This window comes from Streptomyces beijiangensis (assembly GCF_017315755.1).
In the GTDB taxonomy this organism is placed as follows: domain Bacteria; phylum Actinomycetota; class Actinomycetes; order Streptomycetales; family Streptomycetaceae; genus Streptomyces; species Streptomyces beijiangensis.
On record NZ_JAFLRJ010000157.1, the window covers coordinates 77035 to 99265 of the forward strand.

Annotated in this window: 19 protein-coding genes; 6 read left to right on the forward strand and 13 right to left on the reverse strand. The window is 70.8% G+C overall.

What is annotated here, in order from left to right; translation table 11 throughout:
- Positions 1-39: 39 nt before the first annotated feature.
- Both J0695_RS17590 and J0695_RS17595 read right to left on the reverse strand, forming a co-directional pair.
- Positions 40-2604 (reverse strand): polynucleotide kinase-phosphatase, encoded by a 2565-nt coding sequence (locus J0695_RS17590; RefSeq protein WP_206963020.1) that lies wholly within the window; start codon positions 2602-2604, stop codon positions 40-42.
- The gene (locus tag J0695_RS17595) at positions 2601-4091 is read right to left on the reverse strand and encodes a 3' terminal RNA ribose 2'-O-methyltransferase Hen1 (protein ID WP_206963021.1); all 1491 of its coding nucleotides are present in this window, start codon (positions 4089-4091) and stop codon (positions 2601-2603) included. The genes J0695_RS17590 and J0695_RS17595 overlap by 4 nt, the downstream gene beginning before the upstream one ends.
- 130 nt (positions 4092-4221) lie before the next feature.
- Between J0695_RS17595 and J0695_RS17600 the strand changes: the two genes are divergently transcribed.
- Complete coding sequence (locus J0695_RS17600; protein ID WP_206963022.1) at positions 4222-4977, forward strand: VOC family protein; 756 nt, start codon at positions 4222-4224, stop codon at positions 4975-4977.
- Here J0695_RS17600 and J0695_RS17605 read toward each other — a convergent pair.
- On the reverse strand, positions 4970-5893 hold the full coding sequence (locus tag J0695_RS17605; protein ID WP_206963023.1) for an LLM class F420-dependent oxidoreductase: 924 nt from the start codon (positions 5891-5893) through the stop codon (positions 4970-4972). The two genes, J0695_RS17600 and J0695_RS17605, sit on opposite strands and share 8 nt — an antisense overlap.
- A 251-nt stretch (positions 5894-6144) precedes the next feature.
- On the opposite strand from J0695_RS17605, the gene J0695_RS17610 reads away from it, so the two are divergent.
- Entirely contained in the window at positions 6145-6318 is a 174-nt protein-coding gene (locus J0695_RS17610) for a hypothetical protein (protein WP_206963024.1), read from the forward strand.
- 2 nt (positions 6319-6320) lie between these two features.
- Here the strand turns inward: J0695_RS17610 and J0695_RS17615 are convergent, their stop codons facing one another.
- The 10 genes from J0695_RS17615 to J0695_RS17660 form a co-directional block, all read right to left on the reverse strand.
- A complete protein-coding gene (locus J0695_RS17615) occupies positions 6321-6812 on the reverse strand; it encodes a DUF6099 family protein (RefSeq protein WP_206963025.1) in 492 nt (163 codons plus the stop codon).
- A gap of 125 nt (positions 6813-6937) precedes the next feature.
- Complete coding sequence (locus tag J0695_RS17620) at positions 6938-7273, reverse strand: nucleotide pyrophosphohydrolase (protein ID WP_372445790.1); 336 nt, start codon at positions 7271-7273, stop codon at positions 6938-6940.
- 25 nt (positions 7274-7298) lie between these two features.
- Positions 7299-8438 carry an AAA family ATPase gene (locus J0695_RS17625; RefSeq protein ID WP_206963027.1) on the reverse strand — a complete coding sequence of 380 codons (1140 nt, stop codon included), beginning with the start codon at positions 8436-8438 and terminating at the stop codon, positions 7299-7301.
- A gap of 55 nt (positions 8439-8493) precedes the next feature.
- Complete coding sequence (locus J0695_RS17630) at positions 8494-8898, reverse strand: cell division protein SepF (protein ID WP_206963028.1); 405 nt, start codon at positions 8896-8898, stop codon at positions 8494-8496.
- Positions 8899-8949: 51 nt separating this feature from the next.
- Positions 8950-12423 carry a phosphodiester glycosidase family protein gene (locus J0695_RS17635; protein WP_242552792.1) on the reverse strand — a complete coding sequence of 1158 codons (3474 nt, stop codon included), beginning with the start codon at positions 12421-12423 and terminating at the stop codon, positions 8950-8952.
- A 125-nt stretch (positions 12424-12548) separates the two neighbouring features.
- Complete coding sequence (locus J0695_RS17640; RefSeq protein ID WP_206963029.1) at positions 12549-13004, reverse strand: hypothetical protein; 456 nt, start codon at positions 13002-13004, stop codon at positions 12549-12551.
- 23 nt (positions 13005-13027) lie between these two features.
- Positions 13028-14506: an ATP-binding protein gene (locus J0695_RS17645; protein WP_206963030.1), complete on the reverse strand. Its 1479-nt coding sequence runs from the start codon at positions 14504-14506 to the stop codon at positions 13028-13030.
- Positions 14503-15192: a response regulator gene (locus tag J0695_RS17650; RefSeq protein WP_206963031.1), complete on the reverse strand. Its 690-nt coding sequence runs from the start codon at positions 15190-15192 to the stop codon at positions 14503-14505. The genes J0695_RS17645 and J0695_RS17650 overlap by 4 nt, the downstream gene beginning before the upstream one ends.
- A 22-nt stretch (positions 15193-15214) precedes the next feature.
- Positions 15215-16858, reverse strand: a complete 1644-nt coding sequence (gene murJ / locus J0695_RS17655; RefSeq protein ID WP_307798668.1) for a murein biosynthesis integral membrane protein MurJ — start codon at positions 16856-16858, stop codon at positions 15215-15217.
- The gene (locus tag J0695_RS17660) at positions 16855-18012 is read right to left on the reverse strand and encodes a lipid II:glycine glycyltransferase FemX (RefSeq protein ID WP_206963033.1); all 1158 of its coding nucleotides are present in this window, start codon (positions 18010-18012) and stop codon (positions 16855-16857) included. The genes murJ and J0695_RS17660 overlap by 4 nt, the downstream gene beginning before the upstream one ends.
- A 157-nt stretch (positions 18013-18169) precedes the next feature.
- On the opposite strand from J0695_RS17660, the gene J0695_RS17665 reads away from it, so the two are divergent.
- From J0695_RS17665 to J0695_RS17680, 4 genes are all read left to right on the forward strand, one after another.
- Positions 18170-19375: a L,D-transpeptidase gene (locus J0695_RS17665; RefSeq protein ID WP_206963034.1), complete on the forward strand. Its 1206-nt coding sequence runs from the start codon at positions 18170-18172 to the stop codon at positions 19373-19375.
- A gap of 73 nt (positions 19376-19448) precedes the next feature.
- Entirely contained in the window at positions 19449-19850 is a 402-nt protein-coding gene (locus J0695_RS17670) for a VOC family protein (RefSeq protein ID WP_206963035.1), read from the forward strand.
- Positions 19847-20359, forward strand: a complete 513-nt coding sequence (locus J0695_RS17675; RefSeq protein WP_307798669.1) for a DinB family protein — start codon at positions 19847-19849, stop codon at positions 20357-20359. Before J0695_RS17670 ends, J0695_RS17675 begins: the two co-directional genes overlap by 4 nt.
- Before the next feature lie 108 nt (positions 20360-20467).
- Positions 20468-22231: NAD-binding protein (locus J0695_RS17680; protein ID WP_206963040.1), on the forward strand; the 1764-nt coding region annotated here is incomplete at its 3' end.

The following is a 22231-nucleotide window of genomic DNA, read 5'->3' on the forward strand; positions in this document are numbered from 1 at the left end:
TGTCCCCGGGCGGCCGGGCCCACCCCCTGAGTGCCCCGATCAGAGGCGCGGGTCCACCGGCTCCGACTCCAGTGCGAGTACGGCGAAGACCGCCTCATGGACGCGCCACAGCGGTTCGCCCCCGGCGAGCCGGTCCAGGGCCTCCAGGCCGAGCCCGTACTCGCGCAGGGCGAGCGAGCGCTTGTGGCCGAGGAAGCGCTGGCGCAGCCTCGCCAGGTTCTCCGGGCGGGTGTACTCGGGACCGTAGATGATCCGCAGGTACTCGCGTCCGCGCACCTTGATGCCCGGCTGGACCAGCCTGCCCTTGCCGTCGCGCACCAGCGCCTGGAGCGGCTTGACGACCATGCCCTCGCCGCCGCGGCCGGTCATCTCCAGCCACCAGTCGGTGCCCGCCTGCACGGAGGCCTCGTCGCCGGTGTCGACGACCAGGCGCCGGGTGGTCTGCAGCAGACCGGTTGGGTCGTGCTCCACCAGCCGGTCCAGCCAGGCCAGCTGCTCGTCGTGCGGTACGGCGGCGAGGCTGCGGCCCTGGGCAGCGAGGAGCTGGAAGGGCGCGAGCCGTACGCCGTCCAGGCCCTCGGTGGTCCAGCAGTAGCGACGGTAGGCGTCGGTGAACGCGGCGGCGTCGGCCGCCCGTTCGTACTGCTTGGCGAGCAGTCCGTCGAGCCCCTCGACACCGCGCGCGACCGCGGCCTCAAGGACGCTGACCGCTCCGGGGAAGACGGCTCGCGACGCGGCGCCCACGGCGGCGTACTGCGTGCGCAGCAGGCCCGACGCCTTGAGCGACCAGGGCATCAGCTCGGCGTCGAGCAGCAGCCAGTCGGTGTCGAGCTCGTCCCAGAGTCCGGCCTCGGTGACGGCGGTGCGCAGTCGGCCGAGGATCTCCTCGGTGACGGTCCCGTCGGAGAAGAAGGGCCGTCCGGTGCGGGTGTGGAGCGCGCCGGTCGGTCCTTCCACGCCGAAGCGCTCGCGTGCCACGTCCGCGTCGCGGCAGACCAGGGCGACCGCGCGCGAGCCCATGTGCTTCTCCTCGCACACGACCTTGCCCACGCCGTCACTCTTGTACTGGGCGAAGGCCTCGGCCGGGTGCTCCAGGTAGCCGTCCACGTTGGACGTCCCGGTCGGGGACATCGTCGGCGGGAGGTAGGCGAGCAGGCGCGGGTCGACCGCGAACCGGCTCATGACCTCCAGCGCGGCCGCCGCGTTCTCCTCGCGCACGGCGACGCGGCCCGAGTGCCGGGTCTCCACGATCCGGCGGCCGTTGACGTCGGCGAGGTCCAGCGGACGTCCGTCGAGACCGCCCGGCGCCTCGGTGGTGAGGGGCTTGACCGGCTCGTACCAGACCTGCTCGGCCGGCACGTCGACGAGCTCGCGCTCCGGCCAGCGCAGTGCCGTCATCTTCCCGCCGAAGACCGCGCCGGTGTCCAGACAGATGGTGTTGTTGATCCAGCTGGTGGACGGGACCGGGGTGTGCCCGTAGACGACCGCGGCACGTCCGCGGTAGTCCTCGGCCCACGGGTAGCGCACGGGCAGGCCGAACTCGTCGGTCTCCCCGGTCGTGTCCCCGTACAGCGCGTGCGAGCGGACCCGGCCCGAGGTGCGGCCGTGGTACTTCTCGGGCAGCCCCGCGTGACAGACGACGAGCTTGCCGCCGTCCAGGACGTAGTGGCTTACCAGTCCGTCGATGAACTCACGCACCAGCGTGCGGAATTCGTCGCTCTCCTTCTCCAGCTGCTCGATGGTCTCGGCGAGTCCGTGGGTGTGCTGGACGTTCCTTCCCTTGAGGTAACGGCCGAGCTTGTTCTCATGGTTCCCGGGGACGCACAGTGCGTTGCCCGCGGCCACCATCGACATCACCCGGCGCAGTACGCCAGGACTGTCGGGGCCGCGGTCGACCAGGTCCCCGACGAAGACGGCCGTACGGCCCTCGGGGTGCGCCCCGTCGACGTAACCGAGCTCGCCCAGCAGGGTGTCCAGCTCGGAGCGGCAGCCATGGATGTCCCCGATGATGTCGAAGGGACCGGTGAGGTGGGTGAGGTCGTTGTAGCGCTTCTCCAGAACGACCTCAGCGCTCTCCACCTCCTCCACCGAGCGCAGGATGTGCACCTTGCGGAAGCCCTCGCGCTCCAGACCGCGCAGCGAGCGGTGGAGTTCGCGGCGGTGGCGCGCGATGACATGGCGGGGCATGCCGGCCCGGTCGGGGCGTGCGGCATTGCGCTCCGCGCAGACCGCTTCGGGCAGGTCGAGGACGATCGCGATGGGCAGGACGTCGTGTTCGCGGGCGAGGCTGACGAGCTGCTTGCGGCTCTCGGACTGCACGCTGGTGGCGTCGACGACGGTCAGCCGGCCGGCGGCGAGACGCTTTCCGGCGATGTAGTGCAGGACGTCGAAGGCGTCGCCGCTCGCGCTCTGGTCGTTCTCGTCGTCGGCCACGAGGCCGCGGCAGAAGTCGGAGGAGATGATCTCGGTGGGCTTGAAGTGGGCGCGAGCGAAGGTGGACTTGCCCGACCCGGTGGCTCCGATCAGGACCACGAGGGAGAGGTCGGTCACCGGGAGAGTGCGCTTGCTGGTGCTGTTGGTCGTGGCGGTGTCGGTACTGGTCATGCGGCCTTCGCCTCCTTCTTGTCCGTCTCGTCGTTCTTCGCGTTCTTCGCCGCCATCGTGAAGACCGCCATCTGGGTGGGCGGCCCCACCTCGGGGTCGTCGGGGCCCACGGCCACGAACTCCACGCCGTAGCCGTGCCGTTCGGCGACCGCTCCCGCCCACGTCCGGAACTCCTCGCGCGTCCACTCGAAGCGGTGGTCGCCGTGACGCACATGCCCGGCCGGCAGGGTCTCCCAGCGGACGTTGTACTCGACGTTGGGCGTGGTCACCAGTACGGTCCCGGGGCGGGCCGTACCGAACACGGCGTACTCCAGGGCGGGCAGCCGGGGCAGGTCGAGGTGCTCGATGACCTCGCTGAGGACCGCCGCGTCGTACCCCTTGAGCCGCTTGTCGGTGTACGCGAGCGAGCCCTGCATCAGCTTGACGCGACCGGACTGCCGCTCCCCCATCCGCTCGATGCGCAGCCGGCGCGCGGCGATGTTCAGCGCGCGCATCGACACATCGACTCCGACGACCTCGGTGAAACGCACGTCCTTCAGCAGCTCGTGCACCAACTGGCCCTGCCCGCAGCCGAGGTCGAGCACCCGTCCCGCGCCGGCAGCACGCAGCGCTTCGAGAATCGCCTCGCGCCGCTGCACGGCGAGCGGAACCGGGGTGTCCTCCGTGTCCGTGGTCTCGTCGACGGCGTTGTCGATCTCCTCGACCTCGCTGTCGTCCGCCTCCGCGAGCCGTACGAGTTCCAGCGCCTCCATCGCCTGCCGGGTCAGCCCCCAGCGGTGCGAGAGATAGCGGCTGGTGATCAGCTTCTGTTCGGGGTGCTCCGCCAGCCAGCCCTCGCCGGCTCGCAGCAGCTTGTCGACCTCGTCGGGTGCGACCCAGTAGTGCTTGGCGTCGTCGAGCACCGGCAGCAGGACGTACAGCTGCCGCAGCGCGTCGGCGAGCCGCAGCTCCCCTTCGAGCACGAGACGTACGTACCGGGAGTCACCCCACTCGGGGAACTGCTCGTCCAGCGCCACCGGTTCGGCGACGACGCTCGACCAGCCGAGCGGGCCGAAGAGCTTCTGCACCAGGTCGGGGCCGCCGCGCGCGGGCAGCGCGGGCACCTCGATCCGCAACGGCATCGGCTCGGCGGCCAGCTCGGGGCGTGCCTCGCACACCCCGCGCAGGGCGCTCTTGAATACGGTGCTCATCGCGACGGACAACAGCGAGGACGCGGCGTACGGCCGGTCGTTCACGTACTGCGCGAGCGCCGCATCGGGCGCACCGCCGCGCCCCTTGCCCTTGCCCCTGCGCACCAGCGCCACGGGGTCCACCTCCAGGAGAAGCGCCGCCGTGCAGCGCTCGGCGGTCGCCTCGGGGTAGAGGACATGCGCCGTGCCATGGGAGGTGGAGAACGTCTGCGCTTTCTCGGGATGCTTGTGCAGCAGGAAGCCGAGCTCGGTCGCGGGACGCTCTGGGGTGCCGTAGGTACTGATCGTCAGGAACACACGTCCGAGTATTGCCTGGTACGACCGCCCAGGCCAGGGACTTTCTACCCACCCTGGACCCTCTGGGACGGAACCTGTCCTACATGGCGCCTAGCGTCAGCACCCTCGGACCGACCCGAAGGAGCACCGGATGAGCCGCATCACGAGCAACCAGCCCGACTCCACCCCGACCTGGATCGACCTCTGCGTACCCGACCTGAAGCAGGCGCAGGACTTCTACCGCGCGGTCTTCGGCTGGGAGTACGAACCCGCCTCGAAGGAGTCCGGCTCCACCACGCTCTGTCTGCTCGACGGGGAGCCGGTGGCCGGACTCCGGGAGGGCGACCCGCAGCAGTGGCTCATGTACTTCGCGACCGGGGACTGCGACGCCCTGTCCCGGCGCATCGCCGATACGGGCGGATCCCTCGTCCAGGGCCCGGCGGACCTCGGCACCCTGGCCCGCACGGCGGTCGCGGTCGATGCGGTCGGCGCCCCCTTCGGCCTCTGGGAGGGCCGCGACCTGCCCGGCTGCGCGGTGGTGAACGAGCCCGACTCGCTGGTCCGCAACGACCTCATCACGCCCGACCCCGGACCGGCCCGTGCCTTCTACACCGCGCTCCTCGGCTTCACCCTGGACGCCAACGAAGCCATGCCCGAACTGGACTTCACCTTCCTGCGCCGCCCGGACGGACATGAGATCGGCGGGATCATCGGCGCCCCCGGGGCCGCCAGGTCCGGCTGGCACACGATGTTCGAGGTCACGGACACCGACGCGGTGGCGGCGCGGGCCAACGGGGCCGGAGGCGTCTCCGGCCCCGTGTCGGACTTCCTCTACGGCCGCAGGGCCGAGATCACCGACCCGTTCGGCACGGTCTTCGAGGTCATCGCACGGCCTGCCACTAGCTGAGCTGGGACAGGACCTGGGAGGAAATGAGCTCCAGGTGGTCGAGGTCGCCGAGGTCCAGGGCCTGCAGGTAGACCCGGGACGACCCGATGGCCTCGTACTGCCCGATCTTGTCGACGACTTCGGCCGGTGAACCGGCCAGGCCGTTGGCCTTCAGCTCCGCCACGTCCCGTCCGATGACGTTCGCCCTGCGGGTCACCTCCGCGTCGTCCTTGCCCACACAGACGACCAGGGCGTTGGAGTACACCAGGTCGTCCTTGCCGCGCCCGGCCCGCTCCGCGGCGGCCTTGACCCGGCCGAACTGCTTCTCGCTGTCCTCCAGTGAGGCGAACGGGATGTTGAACTCGTCCGCGTACTGGGCGGCAAGCCGCGGGGTGCGGCTCGCTCCGTGTCCGCCGATCAGCACCGGGATCTTCGCCTGGGCGGGCTTGGGCAGCGCGGGCGAGTCGGCGAGCTGGTAGTAGGTGCCGTCATAGCTGAACTTCTCGCCGACCTTGGTCCCCCAGAGCCCGGTGATGATCGCCAGCTGCTCCTCGAGCCGGCCGAACTTCTCCTTCGGGAACGGAATGCCGTACGCCTTGTGCTCCTCCTCGAACCAGCCGGCGCCCAGGCCCAGTTCGACCCGGCCGCCCGACATCTGGTCGACCTGTGCCACCTGGATGGCCAGCACGCCCGGGAGCCGGAAGGTGCCCGCGGTCATCAGCGTGCCGAGCCGGATCCGCTTGGTCTCACGGGCCAGACCGGCCAGCGTGATCCATGCGTCGGTCGGCCCGGGCAGCCCGTCGCCCGATCCCATGCGGAGGTAGTGGTCCGAGCGGTAGAAGGCGTCAAACCCAAGGTCCTCGGTCGCCTTGGCGACGGTGAGCAGGGTGTCGTAGCTCGCCCCTTGCTGGGGCTCGGTGAAGATTCGAAGGTCCATTCATCCATCCTGCACCGTCGAGGACCCGTCAACCTCTCCGGCCTCACCCACCCCACCCCACACCCGCGCGGCCGGGTGAAATCCCGTCAACCTGGTGGTCCGCGCACCTCTGTGCCAGTGACTGCCGCCCTGGCCCGGTCGTTGGCTCGGGCGGAGCCGGACCGCCCGGCTCGCGCACCGGCCCCTGCCGCCGGTGCGTCGTTCGTTGTTGCAGCCCTCCCCGCGGGAGGGCTCGGGCCGAGGAGGCCGCCATGTCCCACGAAGCCGTACCCGAACAGTCCGTGTCCGAGCAGCAGGACGCTCCGAAGGGCCTGCTGCAGCAGATGGAGGAGTTGATGGCTTCGCTGACCGCCGACCTCTCGCGGCTCGACGCCGATCTGCAGTCCTCCGCCGACCGCCCGCCGGCGGGCGGGGTCGCCCACTGACGTCATGACGGCCCCGCCGCCGAGTCACGGACAGGCCCCGACGCTCTTTCCTGTTCCCGCACCGTGAGTCTTCGCAGCATTCCGCGCACCCGGTCACCCGACTCGTCGGCGGCGTCCACCGCCTCGATGCACTGCCAGTAGAGCCCGTCCACCTCCGTCGCACAGCCGACCCCGACCAGTGCGATCCCGACCTCCCCGAGCAGGATGCCCAGGCCGGTCAGCGCGACCCGTACCTCGGCCACCTCGGTGAGCCGGGCCGCCCGCACCGCGCCCATGCTCAGCTCCACCGGATCGAGTGCGGCGCAGCCCCGTCTTCCCGACTCGCCCAGACCGCGCGCCTCCGCTCTCAGTTCGGGGGGACCACCCATCGCCAGATGGCTGCCTATCGCCTGCGCGAGGGCCTGCGCCTGCCAGGCCTCCGCCACCGTGTCCCCGTCCGTCCGGCTCTGGGCCAGTGCGTGCCGACACACCCCGATGAGCCGCACCGCGTCCATACGACTCCCCCCTTCGTACGACTTTCCGTCTCACTCACTCCATTACCCAGAGTGAGCGAGCGCAGCCAGGAAAGCCAGGGGTATCGGGAAATCTGTGGACACTAAGCCAGTTGTGGACAACTTAGTCACTTCAAAGAGTGACGATCCTGATGATCCTTCACGGGAAAGCGGTGCTCATTCCGGTCGATCTTGGCCGAAAGCGCCTCCAGCGCGTCGATCCCCAACACCTCGCAGAACTGCAGGAGATAGGCCAGTACGTCAGCGACCTCGTCCGCCACCCGATGCGCCTTCTCCGGGTCATCCATCACCCCGGCGGACTCCTCGGGCGTCAGCCACTGGAAGATCTCCAGGAGTTCCGAGGCCTCCACGCTCAACGCCGCCACCAGGTTCTTCGGCGTGTGGTACGGCTCCCAGCCCCGCGCCTCGGCGAACCTGGCCAGTCGCTCCTGCAGTGCGCCCACATCAGGTGTCTCAGTATCAAGTGGTTCAGTCACGGCTCAGGTCTACCACCGTGACGCCCGCCACCTCACGCGCGTACGAAGCGGCCGCCGACGCATCGCCGACCGTGCCCACCAGACGGCGGTTGTCCCGTGCGCAGGTCCGTGCCGCCAGCTCCAGCAGCTGCCTCGACTGCCGTCCGTCCAGGCAGCGGTCGAAGCCGTCGAGCAGAAAGGTGAGCGACTGCAGTGCCTCGGGCACCTCGTGCGCCGGATCCATCGCCAGGACGCGGTCCCCCGTGAGCAGCACCAGCGCGAGCGCGAGATACCTCAACTCACCGTCCCCCAGCCGCTCCAGCGGTGTGACCCGCTCCCCGTCCCTGCCGAGTACCGCCCGTACCGTCCCGTCGGCCAGCTCCTCGGCCCGTACGGCCGCCACCGGTCCCGCGCACCCCGCCCGCGCGGAGGCGACGAGCTCCCTGTGCCGGATCGCGCACTCCGACTGGGTGCGGAGCAGGACCTCGGCGAGGTTGTCGCAGTCGCGCCTCAGCCGTCCCGCGCCGACCGTCACACGCCCGCGCATCCGCTGCGGCTGCGGATCGCAGGCGTACACCGACCGGAGTGCCACCACTGTCTGTTCGGCGGCGGCCAGCACCTTCAGCTGCCCCTCCGTCGTGCCCGCGACCCTGAGCGGCAGAAGCGCCGTACCCAGCAGATCGTCCGGCAGCGGCGCCCTGGTCACCGGCACCGAGCCCGCCGTGTGCCAGGCGGCCTGGACCGTGGACCGGCGCGGATCGCGCAGCGCGGTCGCGAGCAGTGTCTGTTTCCCGCAGGTCAGGCGCTCGCCCACGATGCGCAGTTCCGGCTCCGCCTGTACGGCGAGATCGAGGCGTACGGATCCGGCGGGACCCTCCACCGTGCACCCGATCCGGAACCCTCTGCGCCCTTCGGCATCCGGTTCGGCCCCCTCCGGCACGCATCCCGCCGGATCGGGGAAGGCCTCCGCGAGCGGGTCGCCAGAGGCGAGCCGGGCCAGGGCTTCGTACGCCTGCAGAACCGTCGACTTGCCACTGCCGCCGGCCCCCGCGAACAGGGTCACGGGGGCCAGCGGGAAGACCGCGCCGCGGTGCGTTCTGAAGGCGCTGAGCCGTAGTTCGGTGACGGTCGGCAGCGCGCAGGTTACGTCCATGGTCGGACCGTACTCACCTGCCGAACTGCCGAACCGTTACACCGCGTTGACCTTCCTACGATCGGGGGACGGACTCGGCCGCGATCCCCTCGACCTCCATGCCGACCGGGGCGAGCAGGAAGACGTTCTTGTCGACCCGGTGCATTCCGCTGCCGAGGCCGAAGACGACTCCGGTGCTGAAGTCCAGGATCCGCTTGGCCACGGCGATGTCCGCACCGGTCAGATCCAGCAGCACCGGAATCTGTGCCATGAGGTACTCGGCGACCTCGCGGGCGTCCGCGAAGACCTGCACCCGCAGCACGACGAACCGCCGCTGCTCTTCGGCGTACTCGGTGGGGACGGTCCGGTGGTCGACTCTGGAGGGCCATTCATTGCGGCTCCTCAGGGGTACGACCTGGGCAAGCCCTTCCCACTGCTCGTCGGTGGCATCGAACTGGTCGTATCTGCCGTACCTGCTCACCGGACCGCCTCGGTTGGACTCACTATCTGCATCACTCGATGATGACGCCTCTCACCCGTTCAGCCCAACTCCGACACGGGGCAGCACGGTGATCGTCCTCTGTGTGCTCACCCCGTTGACCTTGAGCGTCACGGTCAGCGTGCCCGGCCGACGGGGTGTCAGCACCCCGGTCGCGGGGTCGAACGAGGCGCCGCTGCCCGGGTTCAGGGCCCAGTCCGCGCTCACCGGCCAGGCGACCGGCACCGTTCGTCCGGACTGGCTGATGTCCCCCTTCACCTGTGCCGACTGCCCGACGGCCAGGGTCGCGGGCGCGGTCAGCGTCAGCGCGTCGACATGTGCCCTGGTCTGTACGGAGATCCAGTCCGGCCTGGCGCCGCGGTCGACGCCCACCAGGGACCAGCCGGTGAAGCCGCCGTCGGCGGCCGGTGCGGCCGGGTTCTTTCCGGAGTTGCCGTTGATGAGATAGGGCACTCCGTCGACGTGCGAGGCGTGGAAGACCCCGACGTGGCCGCCGATGAACGCGGCGCCCTTGCCGCTGCGGTGCTGGAAGTCCGAGAGCCAGTTCTCCAGGAGTGCGGCCTCCTTGCGGTCGTTCAGCTGGCTGCCCGCCTGCGGGGTGGGGTCGCGCGGCGGTACGTGCTCGATCACGGCGACGGAGCCGACCGCCGGATCGGCGGCTGCCGCGTCGAGCTGCTTGCGTACCTCCTTCACCTGCGCGAAGCCCCCGCCGCGCAGGGTCAGCGACGAGGTGTCCAGGGTGATGAAGCGGGTCCCCCGGTGGTCGAACGTGCGCTGCGCGGGGCCGAATTCGGCGGTGAAGGTGGCGATCGAACCGCCCATCACCTCGTGATTGCCCGGCACGTAGTACCAGGGAACTGCGTCGCCCAGCTCTTCGTTCAATACCTGGTGGGCGAATTTCAGGTCGGCGGCCGACCCCTCGTCGACGAGATCCCCATTGATGACAAGGAAGTCCGGCTTCGCCGCCCGGATCTCCCTCAGCGTGCGGCGCGCCTGCCGCACGATGTCGCTGTCCGGTGCCCGTGCCACGAACTGGGCGTCGGACATCACCGCGAACCGCCAGTCGCGGTGCCCGACCCTGGCCGCGCTCTGGATGAGCGGGTCCTTGACCACCGGCTCGGCCGGCAGGTCCACGTCCGGCGGGAGCTGCGCGTGGAGATCGTCGATGGCGATCTGCCCGGTGTACTGCTGGGTCGCCACCGTCTCGGCGATGTAGAAGCGGAAGACACTCACGGGGTACGCGACCCCGGCCGGGACGGTGAAGGTGATCTGCTTCCACCCGGTCCAGGTGATGTACGGGCCGCGCAGCACTTGGTCGGTTCCTGCCGCGTCCTTGAGGTGCAGGCTCGGCCAGGAGCCCTTGCCGTCGCCCTTGATCCAGAGGGTGAAGGACTGCGGCTGGCCTGCGACGGCGATCTGCTGCGGCGGGTTGGCGTAGGCGGCGCGGGTGGCGGTGTCCTTGCTGAAGTCGTAGCTCATGGTGAGCGCGGTGCCGGTGTGGCCGTCGGCGGCCGGGGCGAGTGAACCGGTGGCGCGGGCTGCGCTGAAGGTCCACCGCGCCGCGTCGTCGTACGAGGCCACCTCCCGGTCCGCGAGACCGATGGTCACGCCGAGGGTCGTGGTCCTGCCGCCGGCCGTGGCGCGTACGAGCCCTGATCCGCTCGTGGCTTTGGCACGGACCGTGAAGTTGCCCTTCGATCCGTCAGGAGTGATGTCGAACAGCGCGTGATCATAGGTGAGTTGTACGTCGCCGGGCTCGATCGGCGCGCTGTCGCCGACCGCGTCCAGGCCGACCAGACCGAAGCTGCCGCTCGCCGCGGGATCGGCGAGACCGACCTTGCGTGTGGTGGAGGTGATCCGGTCGAGTGCGCCGAGGACGGTCATCCGCAGCGCGCCGTGTGCGGCGCCGCTGCGGGCGAGCGCGTCGGTCGTGCCGGTGCGGCGGGCGCGGAAGACGCCGTCAGCGGAGACCTTGCCGACGTCCGGCCGGGAGGTGCGCCAGCCGGGGCGGCCGGACGCGGGCCCGTAGGCGGCGTCGTAACCGGTGGCCGTCAGGCGCCGGGTGAGCCCGGGGAAGACGCGGTCGGGGTGGCCGCCCTTGACCGGGTCGACGGTGGGCGCGGCGGAGGCGGGGGTCGCGGCGGCGACGTCGTACGCCTTGATCCTTCCGGTGCCGGTGGGTGCGGTGACGGCGATTCCGGTGGCGTCCGCGCGCTCGGTGCCGTCGGAGGGGCTGTTCTCCACGACCGTCCCGGTGTGGCCCGCCTCGCGGGCGAGCAGGACGGAGGAGCCGCCGCCGTCGAGGTTGAGGGCGCTGTAGGCACCCAGTTTCTTCATCATCAGGGCGAGTTCGGTGAGGGTGGTGCCGCCGCTGTCGGCCTGGCGTCCGTCGACGACCAGGACGTGCATCGTCAGTCCGTCCTTGGAGAACCCGACGGCGGTGCGCGGGGCGGTGGCGTTGTTGGGCCTGCCCTCCCAGTTCTGCGCCTGTCCGTCAACGACCAGCAGTCCGGATCCGCCGACGGCGGTACGGGGCACGGATCCGCCATCGGTGCGCGGCTCGTAGGCCGTCGACACGTGGTCGCCCGGCCTGAGCGCGGACAGTACGTCGGCGCCCGTGTCACGTCCGATCAGGACCGTCTCGCCGTCGGGTATCGCACCGCTGCCGGCCTTGTCGTTCACGGCGACCACCGTGCCGTTCACGATGTCCGCCTCGACGACCTTCGCCGAGCCGTCGACGGTCTGCGCGCGGTCGGCCTCGCCCCACTGCGGGGTGTAGAGGCCGATGCCGCCCGCCGGGACGTCGGCGGCGTTGTACGAGTCGAGCGCGTGCGTGCCGTCGGGCAGGGTGAGGGTTCCGTCGAAGGTCAGGTTGAGGATGCGCCCGGCGGCGTCGGCGGGATCACCGGCGGATCCGAAGCCGAGGGACGCGTTGTAACCGGCCTTCGCGGAGTGGTCGATGACGCCGTTCGCGATGCCGAAGCCGAGCGGGGCTCCGGTCTGGTTGATGTCGAAGAAGTCGGCATTGGTCGCGGCGACCGTCGTGCGGCCCTGGCCCGCGTCGTGGTGGGAGACCATCTGCGAGATGGTCTCGCGCTTCGAGACCTTGCCGGACGAGAGGTAGTCGACGCGGGCGCTGCCGCCGAGGTCGACCGAGAGGGCATCGGCCCGCAGCCACTTGTCCGATTCCATCCGGTCGAACTTGGTCAGCGTCACGCCCTGCGCGAGGGGTTGGGAGGACGAGGCGGTCTCGATGCCGTCCCCGTCGACGACCGCGTCGGGGGAGAGTCCGCCGTCCGGGGCGCTCGCGGCGGGCGCCGATATCGGGCGGAGGATGTCGGCGCCGGTGGCGGGGCGTACGTCGACGGAGGGGACGTTGTCCGCGAGGGCGGGCGCGGTGGCCGCGAGGGTCCCGGTGAGTGTCAGGGCGGAGAGGACGGCGAGGGCGGCAACCGGTCTGGCGCGGTGGCGCGACCGGCCGGAGCGTATGTGGGCGGACGAGAGCAAGGGAGACCCCCTGAGTCTGGTGCGACGGCAGGCGTGTGCAGCGCCTCAGGGTTCCAGGGGGACAGGTGTGTTCCAAGGGGTGGCGCGTGAATTGCCCGGGAACAGCTCGGCCCGGCGCCTGCAGGTCAGACCAGACACGATTCGGCGCCGATATCACCGTCCGTGCCGTTGATCCGTACGGTCGTGATCCCGCTCTTCCCTCCGAAGTGCGCCGCGGTGCAGACCAGTTGCTGGCGGGCGACGGCGGAGAGGCCCCGCACCGGACCGTGCAGCCTGATCAGCACGCCCCCCTGGCTCCGCATCAACTCCGAAAAGCCCTGGAACGAGGGGAGTTCCGTACGGAGTCCCGCGACGCGCTCGGCCGCCGTGGGGCCCGCCATCAGCATGGCGAACACCTTGCCCGGACCGACTTCCTCCCCGTAGGGCCGCACCACGGGCATCAGCCCGTCCGGCCCCTGGAAGTAGAGCGTGGGCCCCTCGCGGCCTGGCGTCCCGATCTGCGCGGTCGCGGGCGCACCGACCTCGACCACATCGGTGGACCGTATGCCGCAGCCACCCGCCAGGAGAACGGCGACAGCCACCCCGGTCCATCGGCCCGTCCGCCTCACAGGGCCTCGCCCACCGGCAGCTCCACGGTGAAGACCGCCCCTCCAGCGGGCCCGTTGGCCGCGCGCACGGTCCCGCCGTGCAACCGTGCGTTCTCCAGCGCGATGGCGAGGCCGAGGCCGCTGCCCGCCGACCGCGTGCGCGCCGCGTCCGCCTTGAAGAACCGGTCGAAGATGTGCGGGAGCACGGCCGGATCCACACCGGGTCCGGCGTCGGTCACCTCGACCGCCAGGCTTCCGGCGGCCCCGTCCGCGACCCCGCCCCCGTCCGTGCCCCCGTACGCGTACAACCGCACGGTCACCGGCTGCGATCCGTGCCGCAGCGCGTTGCCGACCAGGTTGGCGACGATGATGTCGAAGCGGCGCGGATCGAGCATCGCCCTTGTCCCGTCAGGGAGTTCGGCGCTCACCTTGCCCTCCCAGTGCCGCCGCTGGAGCGTCTTGCGGATCATCTCCGCCACGTCGACCTCGTCGGTGTTGAGCTCTGCCGCCTTGGCGTCGAAGCGCGAGATCTCCATCAGGTCGTCGACCAGGGTGGCGAGCTTGCCGGTCTCGGCGGAGATCAGCCGGACGGCGGCCGCGGTGTCGGGGTCGAGCCGCTCGGCGTCCTCGTCGAGCACCTCGGTGACGGCGAGCATCCCGGCGAGCGGGGTACGCAGTTCGTGCGAGACGTCGGAGGCGAAGCGCCTGGCCCGCGCCTCGGCCTTGCGCAGCTCCTCCACGGACCGCTCCAGCTCGACCGCGGATTCGTTGAACGTCCAGGCGAGGTCGGCGAGTTCGTCCGATCCCCGCACCTCGATACGGGTGTCGAGCGCGCCCTTGCCCATGCTGCTGGCGGCCCGTCGCAGATCGCGTACCGGACGCAGCACGCTGCGCGCCGCGAGCAGCGCGGGGATCAGGGCGACGGCGAGGGCGGGCAGGGCACCGTCGCGTGCCGCCGTGACCATGGCGTCGATGTTGGCTTCCTCGGTGTCGAGCTTCATCACGGCGTAGAGGACGATTCCGGTGCGCTGCTGGTTCTCCCCTTCGCCGAACATCACCGGCATCCCGACGGTCAGCCAGGGAACCCCGCCCTTGACCACGCGCTGGAAGGAGCCGTGCGCGTTGGTGCGGGTCAGCCGGCGCAGCTGGGCGCTGACCACGCTGGAGGTGGGGTGGTCGGAGGAGGACGCGGTGATCTTTCCGTACTCGCCGAAGACGATCCACGGGCGCGGGCGGCCCTGCACAGCGAGCTGGACGCAGACGTGTTCGAGCGAGGTGGCGGTCATGGGCAGGGTCAGGTGCTGGGTGGCTATCTGGTCGCGGAACTGGGAGACGGCCGTGTCCTGCGCCTGCTGCAGGATGACCGAGCGGGCCTCGCGGTAGGTGAGGGTGGCGGTGGTGGCCGCGCTGACGGCGGCCACCAGCAGGAAGGCGGCGATCAGCCGGCTGCGCAGGCCGAGGCGGCCGGCGAGACGGCCGACGAGGCGGCGTCTCACAGCGGTCCGAAGCGGTAGCCGAAGCCGCGCACGGTCTGGATGTAGCGAGGTTCGCCCGGGATGTCCTCGATCTTGTGGCGGAGGCGGCGTACGCAGGCGTCGACCAGCCTGGCGTCCCCGTGGTAGCTGTGCTCCCAGACCGATTCGAGGAGCTGCTGGCGGCTGAAGACCTGTTCGGGCGAGGCGGCGAGGTACAGCAGCAGCTTCAGCTCGGAGGGCGCGAGCTGCAGCCGCTCGCCGGACTTCGAGGCACTCAACCCCGAGCGGTCCAGGGCGAGATCGCCGTGGAACTCCGGACCCCGGCGGCCACCGGGGTCGGCGAGTCTGCGCAGTACGGCCCGGATGCGCGCCTCGATCACCTCGGTGCGTGCGGGCTTGATGATGTAGTCGTCGGCGCCCGCCTCAAGGCCGACGACCACGTCGAAGTCGTCGCCGCGTGCCGTGAGCATGATGATCGGCAGCAGGCTCGTCTCCTCGGTCTCGCGGATACGGCGGCAGACCTGGACGCCGTTCATTCCGGGCAGCATCAGGTCGAGCAGTACCAACTCCGGCTGGAACGACGTGAGTTCCATGAGTCCCGCCTCGCCCGTCTCGGCCGCGCGCACCTCGTGGCCGCGGCGGCGCAGGCCGAGCTCGACCCCTTCGCGCACGGAAGGGTCGTCTTCGATGAGCAGCACGCGTGGCATGGCTGTCGGTGTCCTTGGAGTCTCAACGGCTTCTGCGGCCGAGCAGTTTGCTGAACATGGAGTGGAGTTCGGTGAGCCCGAGCGGCCGGGCGAGCAGCGCCAGGACCACGAGGAGGACGACGGCCCCGGCGCCGGCCGCCGCGAAGTCCCCGAGCGGCTCGGCCGCGCGGGCGGCTCCGTATCCGGCGCCCGCGGCGGGGACCGCACCGAGCAGCAGCCGACCGTGCGCGCGCAGGGCCGGGGAGCGCAGCGGTCCGGTGCCCCCGCCGAGCCTCCGGCTCAAGGTGTACGCGGTGACCGCGCAGCCCGCGAAGAGCGCCACCGAGTAGGCCCCGGCCATCCCGGTGACCGCCCAGCGCGCGGGCAGCATCGCGTACGCGGCGACGGTCAGCCCCGCGTTCACCCCGGCGATGACCAGGTTGAGGAAGAAGGGGGTCCGGGTGTCGCCGAGCGCGTAGAAGCCGCGCGAGAGGACGTACTGCCCGGAGAGTGCGACGAGGCCGGGTGCGAACGCCATCAGCATCCCGGACATCACCGTGATGTCCGCGTCGCCGGTCTTCCCGTACCCGTAGACCGCGCCGAGGATCCACGGCGCGAGCGCCAGCAGCGCACAGGCCGCGGGGACGATCGCGGCGGCGCTCACCCTGAGCCCGTAGGAGATGTCGCGCCGCACCGCAGCGAGGTCGCCGTCGGCGTGCGAGCGGCTCATCCGCGGGAGCAGCGCGGTGACCAGGGAGACGGTGACGATGCCGTGCGGGACCATCCAGAGGAGGTTGGCGTTGGTGTACGCGGCGTAGCCCGCGCCGCCCACGCCCTCGTGGTCGGCCCGCCGGCCCGCGGTCGTCGAGAGCCGGGTGATCACCCAGTACGCGGCCTGGTTGGTCAGCACGAGCAGCACCAGCCACCCGGCGGAGCGCAGCGGCCTGCCGAGCCCGCTGCCGCGCCAGTCGAAGCGGGGCCGCCAGCGGAAGCGGGCGGCGCGCAGGGAAGGAACGAGGGCGAGCGCCTGGACGGCGATGCCGGCGGTGGTGCCGTAACCGAGCAGCCGGGCGTCACCGGCGCTCAGGGTTTCGCCGCCCCCGGCCGCGGTCGCCAGGAAGAGTCCGAACACCCCGATGACGACGACGTTGTTGAGGATCGGCGTCCACATCATGGCGCCGAACCGGCCGCGTGCGTTGAGCACCTGCCCGAAGAGGGTGAAGAGGCCGTAGAAGAAGATCTGGGGCAGGCAGTAGCGGGCGAGGGCGACGACCAGACCGGCCTGGGATCCGGTGTAGTCGGTGTACGCACCGACGATGAGCGGCGCCGCGACCACGGCTACGCCCGTGACCAGCAGCAGCGCGGTGGCGCAGGCGGTCAGCAGCCGGTCGGTGTAGGCGGCGCCGCCGTCGGCGTGCTCCTTGGCGGCGCGCACCAGCTCGGGCACGAAGACCGCGTTGAGGGTGCCGCCGATGAGCAGGGTGTAGAGGATGTTCGGGATGTTGTTGGCGACCGCGTAACCGTCACCGAGGAACGCGACGCCGAGTGCGGCGGCGACGACCGCGGAACGTATGAATCCGGTGGCGCGCGAGACCACGGAGCCGGCGGCCATGACGGCGCCGCTGCGCAGCAGGGAGTCCTTGGACCGCGCGTGCCGGGGTCCAGCCTCTTCGGCCGTCGCCGTCACCGGCGCGCCAGATAGGCATGGAAGGCCCGGTACAGCGTGTTGTTGGCAGCCCCGCCCATGGACATCTCCCACTCCCCCAGCGTCTCGACGGCCTGCCCGCCGGTGCCGAGCTTCCAGCGCAGCAGGCCGAAGGACCGGTCGCCCGGATCAAGGGTGGAGGGTACCCCGCGCATGTCGTACACCTGTGCGCCGAGTCCGTGTGCATCGCGCATCATCTGCCACTGCAGGGCATTGCTCGGCCGCACCTCGCGCCGGTGGTCGGCCGACGCACCGGTCTGGTACCAGGCCCGTCCGCCCGCGACGATCATGGTGTGCGCGGCGAGGATCTCCCCGTCGTGCACGGCGAGGTAGAGCCGCATCCGTCCCGCACGCTCGGCGTTGAGGGCGGCGTACTGGCGCTGGAAGTAGTCGAGCGAGCGGCCGAGCCGGAAGCCGTCGCGCTCCTCGGTGATACGCAACAGCCGGTAGAAGTCGGCCAGTTCGCCGGGCCCGCCCTCGACGACCCGCACTCCGGCACGCGCCGCGATCCGTACGTTGCGTCGCCACTCCTGATTGAGCCCGGCCCACAGATCGTCCGTGCTCCGCCCGGCCAGCGGCACCTGGAAGACATGGCGGGGCTGCGCGTCGGCGTCGCCCTCGTCGCCGCCGCACCGCTTCCAGCCGCGCGCCCGCAGCCGCTCGGCGACGGCGGACCCCAGCGGATCCACCTCGGTCGCGAGTACGTCACCGATCCTGCGCCCGGGCCCGGTGGCCGCCTTCAGCCGGGCGGCGTCCCAGCGGCGGTACGCGGGCGAGGGTCCTATCCGTACCGCGAAGGCGCCCGCCTGCCGCAGATGCGCGAGGAGCGGTCCCATCCAACGGTCCATGTCCGGGTCTTCCCAGTCCGCGACGGGGCCTTCCGGAAGATAGGCGAAGTATTTACGGGTGCCGGGGAATTGCCGGTAGAGAACGAGCGCGGCCCCGGCCAATTCACCTTTCCCGCGGGACCATCCGACCCTTTCGGCACGCCACTGGCTTTTCACTTCCGCCCAGGACGGATATTGCAGAAAACTCGCCCCGGGACGGCCGTCGAGGAAGGAACGGTACTCGGCGGTGTCGAGGCTGCGCATCCCGAGCTCCACATCGCGGTCGCCGGTCACCAGCAGTGCTGTCATACACAGGATGTTCACAGCGGACCGTGACCGGCCCGAGCGGCGCATGTGACGGGACGGTGACCGTTGCTCTCCGTTCTCCGTCACAGGGGGAATTGCGACTTTCCCGGTGCGCCCCGCGTCCTAGAGTCCGGAGAAATATCCCCACGGAGGTGTCCAGTTGAAGAACATACGCAAATCCGCGGCGCTCGGCACAGCGATATGCGCCCTGGCGCTCACGGCCTGCTCGGGCCATTCATCCGGAAGTGGTTCCGGGAGTGATTCGGGGAACAAGAATCCGGCGAAGGCGGCCACGGTCACCGCCCCGAAGATCACGGTGAACCTCACGGGGCAGCAGGCCCCGGCAGGGGCCCGGGTGAAGGTCACACTCGCCGAGGGAAAGCTCAACGAGGTCACGGTGACCGGGGACAAGGCCGGGTCGCTGGCGGGCGAGCTCTCCCCGGACGGAAGGACCTGGACCTCGGTCCGCGGCGCGGCCCCGGGCACCGGATACACCGTGCGGGCCACCACGGCGGACGGCGGCACGGCGCGGGCCGCCTTCGCCACGGCGGCGGCGGGCCGGGTCAACAAGGTGACGATGTCCCCCGTCAAGGACACCGCGGTCGGTGTCGCCCAGCCGCTCTCGATCGTCTTCGACAACCCGGTGAAGAACAAGGCGGCGGTGGAGCGGCAGCTGAAGGTCACCACCTCGGACAACACCGAGGGCTCCTGGGGCTGGATCCAGGACTACTCGGGCAGGGACCGCGTCGACTGGCGCCCCAAGGAGTACTGGAAGCCCGGCACCCGGGTCGCCCTCAAGGCCGACCTCAACGGCACCGACTCCGGCGGCGGGTTCTTCGTACGTGACTACAGCACCCGGTTCACCATCGGCAGGGACCAGTTGACGAAGGTGAACCTGGACACCAAGCAGCTCTCGTTCTACCAGGACGGGCGCCGGGTGAAGCAGATCCCCGTCTCCGGCGGCACCCCGGGCGGCGACAAGCGGTCCTGGCGGGGTACGGCGGTCGTCATCGCCAGAGAGGGCACGATCAATATGCGCTCCGAGACGGTCGGGCTCGGCCACACGTACAACAAGATGGTCAACGACTCGATGCGGCTGACCTGGTCGGGGATGTACGCCCACGCGGCCCCCTGGAACGCCCGCTACTTCGGGAACACGAACCACAGTTCGGGCTGCATCGGCATGAGCGACGCCAACGCCGGCTATCTGTTCGGCATCACGCAGGTCGGCGACCCCTTCGAGATCACCGGAGCCGAGACCAAGGGCACGGTCGCGCTCGGGAACGGCTACGGCGAGTGGAATCTCAGCTGGGCGGACTGGCAGGCGAAGAGCGCCGCGCGGTCCGGGAGCCCCGACGCCACGTAAGCCGGTGTCGAGCAGCTCCTGTTCAACCGGGGCTATTGCCAGGGCGCATACGATGACGAGATCCTTTCTGCCCATGAGCGACACAACAGAAGATCGTGCGTGGCCCGGGGGCATCACCGCCGTCACCCTCTTCACCGAGGACCTGGACGCCACCAAGGAGTTCTACCGCGAGGTCTTCGGACTGCCGGTGGTCTACGAGAACGACAACTCCGCGGTGTTCGGCTTCGGGGACACCCTCATCAATCTGCTCCGGATCTCCGAGGCGCACGGGCTGATCGGGCCCGCGCGCGTCGCGGACCCCGCTGCCGGGTCCCGCTGCCAGTTCACCCTCACCGTCGACGACGTGGACGCGGTGTGCAAGGAGCTCGCCGCTCGCGGCGTGACCCTGCTCAACGGCCCGGTGGACCGGCCCTGGGGCATCCGGACCGCCAGCTTCAAGGACCCGGGCGGGCACATCTGGGAGATCGCGAAGTGACCGGGTCCACGGTGCCGGACGCCGAGACCCGTGCGCTCCTGACCTCTCTGGAAGGTCAGCGCCGCCACGTCCTCGGCATCCTCGAAGGGCTCGACGACAGCGTGCTGCGGCGGCCCGTACTGCCGTCGGGGTGGAGCTGTCTGGGACTCGTGCAGCACCTCGCGCTCGACGTGGAACGGTTCTGGTTCCGCGCCGTCGCCACCGGCGACAAGGACGTCATCCGGGATCTTGACGACATCGACGACGCCTGGCAGGTGGGCCCCGACGTCGCGGCCGCCGGCGTAATCGACCGCTACCGCCGGGAGACGGAGCTTGCGAACGCCGTCATCACCGCCACGTCCATGGACGCTCCCCTCGCGTGGTGGCCGCACCATCTCTTCGGCGAGCCGCACCTGCACTCCCTGAGGGAGGTCGTGCTGCACGTCATCACCGAGACCGCCGCCCACGCGGGCCACCTCGATGCGGCGCGCGAACTCATCGACGGTCGGCGCTGGTTGGTCCTCACGTAGATCCGTACGGCATGCTCTGATCCCGTGTCCTCACTTCCGCACCAGCAGCAGCCCGCCGCGCCCGCCGGCCCGCCCGGACCAACCGGCCCACCTGGCCCCACCGGCCATATGGTCGTCTGTGGCGACGACACGCTCGCGCACCGGCTCACCGCCGAACTGCGGGAGGTGTACCGGGAACAGGTCCTTCTCGTCGTACCGCCGCTGGCCGAAACCTCCCTGGCACAGCTGCCGTTGAGCGGACGCGCCAGGGCTACGGCATTCCTGGGAAGGGTGTCGGCCGCGATGAACCGTACGGATCCGAACCGCACCGACGAGACCCCCGCCCCGCCGCCTCCCCCGGAGGCGACCGAGCCGACCCACGAGGTGCTGGCCGCTGCCGGGGTCGGGCGGGCCGCCGCGCTGGCGCTCGTCTACGAGGACGACGAGACCAATATCCGCGGGGCGCTGATCGCCCGCCGCCTCAACCCCCGTCTGCGGCTGGTGATCCGGCTCTACAACCGCAGGCTGGGGCAGTACCTGGCGGAGGTGCTCGACCAGGCCGCCGTGCTCGCCGACCCGGATCTGGACGCAGCGGTGCTCGACATGTCGACCACGGTGCTGTCGGACGCGGACACGGCGGCCCCGGCGCTGGCGGCGTCCGCGGTCGCCGGTACCAGCAAGGTCGTACAGGCGGACGGTGTACTGCTGCGGGCGGCGGACCGCCCGCCGCCCGCGCCGGGCGAGACCGCCGACCCCGGGCTGTGCACGCTCGCCCTGCTCTCCTCCACCGCGGTGAACCCTGCGGGCTCGGAGGGTGCCGAGGGCAGTGGCGCCGACGGCCCCCAACTCCTGCCCGACGAAGGGTCCGTGGCCGCCGCCACCGGTCGCGGGACGGTGGTCCTGGAGGCCGTGTCCCGCTCGGGCCCACCGCAGCCCGCCCAGCGCCTCACCGACCGCGGGGTCCCGCTCGGACGGCTCTTCTCACGCCGGCTGCGATGGTCGTTCGCCGGTATCACCGCGTCCGTGCTCGGCCTGGCGGTCGCGTCCTGGCTGACCACGGGCGACCACCCCCTGCACGCCGTCTACCTCACGCTCCTGGACATCTTCGCGATCGGCGACCCCGCCGTCGACGAGCCCACCAGCCGGCAGATCCTGCAGCTCTGCTCCGGCCTGACCGGTCTGCTGCTCCTGCCGGTGCTGATCGCCGCCGTCTTGGAGGGCCTGGGCACCTTCCGCTCCTCCTCCACTCTCCCGCGCCCCTCGCGCGGACTCTCCGGCCATGTCGTCCTGCTCGGACTGGGGAAGATCGGCACCCGCGTACTCCTGCGGCTGCGCGAACTCGACATCCCCGTGGTCTGCGTGGAGGTCGACCCGGAGGCCCGCGGCGTCGGCCTCGCACGCCATCTCCGGGTCCCCACCGTCATCGGCGACGCCACCCAGGTGGGCTCCCTGGAGGCGGCCCGTATCCACCGGGCCCATGCCCTGCTCGCACTCACCAGCTCCGACACCACCAACCTGGAGGCGTCCCTCTACGCCCGCTCCCTCGAACCCGAACTCCGCGTCGTCATGCGCCTGTACGACGACGACTTCGCCACCGCCGTCTTCCGCACCCTGCGCGCCGCGCACCCCCGCGCCCTCACCCGCAGCCGCAGCGTCTCCCACCTCGCCGCGCCCGCCTTCGCAGGCGCCATGATGGGCCGTCATATCCTGGGCGCCATACCGGTGGAGCGAAAAGTACTGCTCTTCGCGGTGGTGGACGTGGCGGGCCATCCCCAGCTGGAGGGCCGTACGGTCGCAGAAGTCTTCCGCCCCGGCGCCTGGCGCATCCTGGCCCTGGACACCGCACCGCCCGCCGACCGCGCGCCCGACCTGCGGACGCCGCGCGGCAAGTCC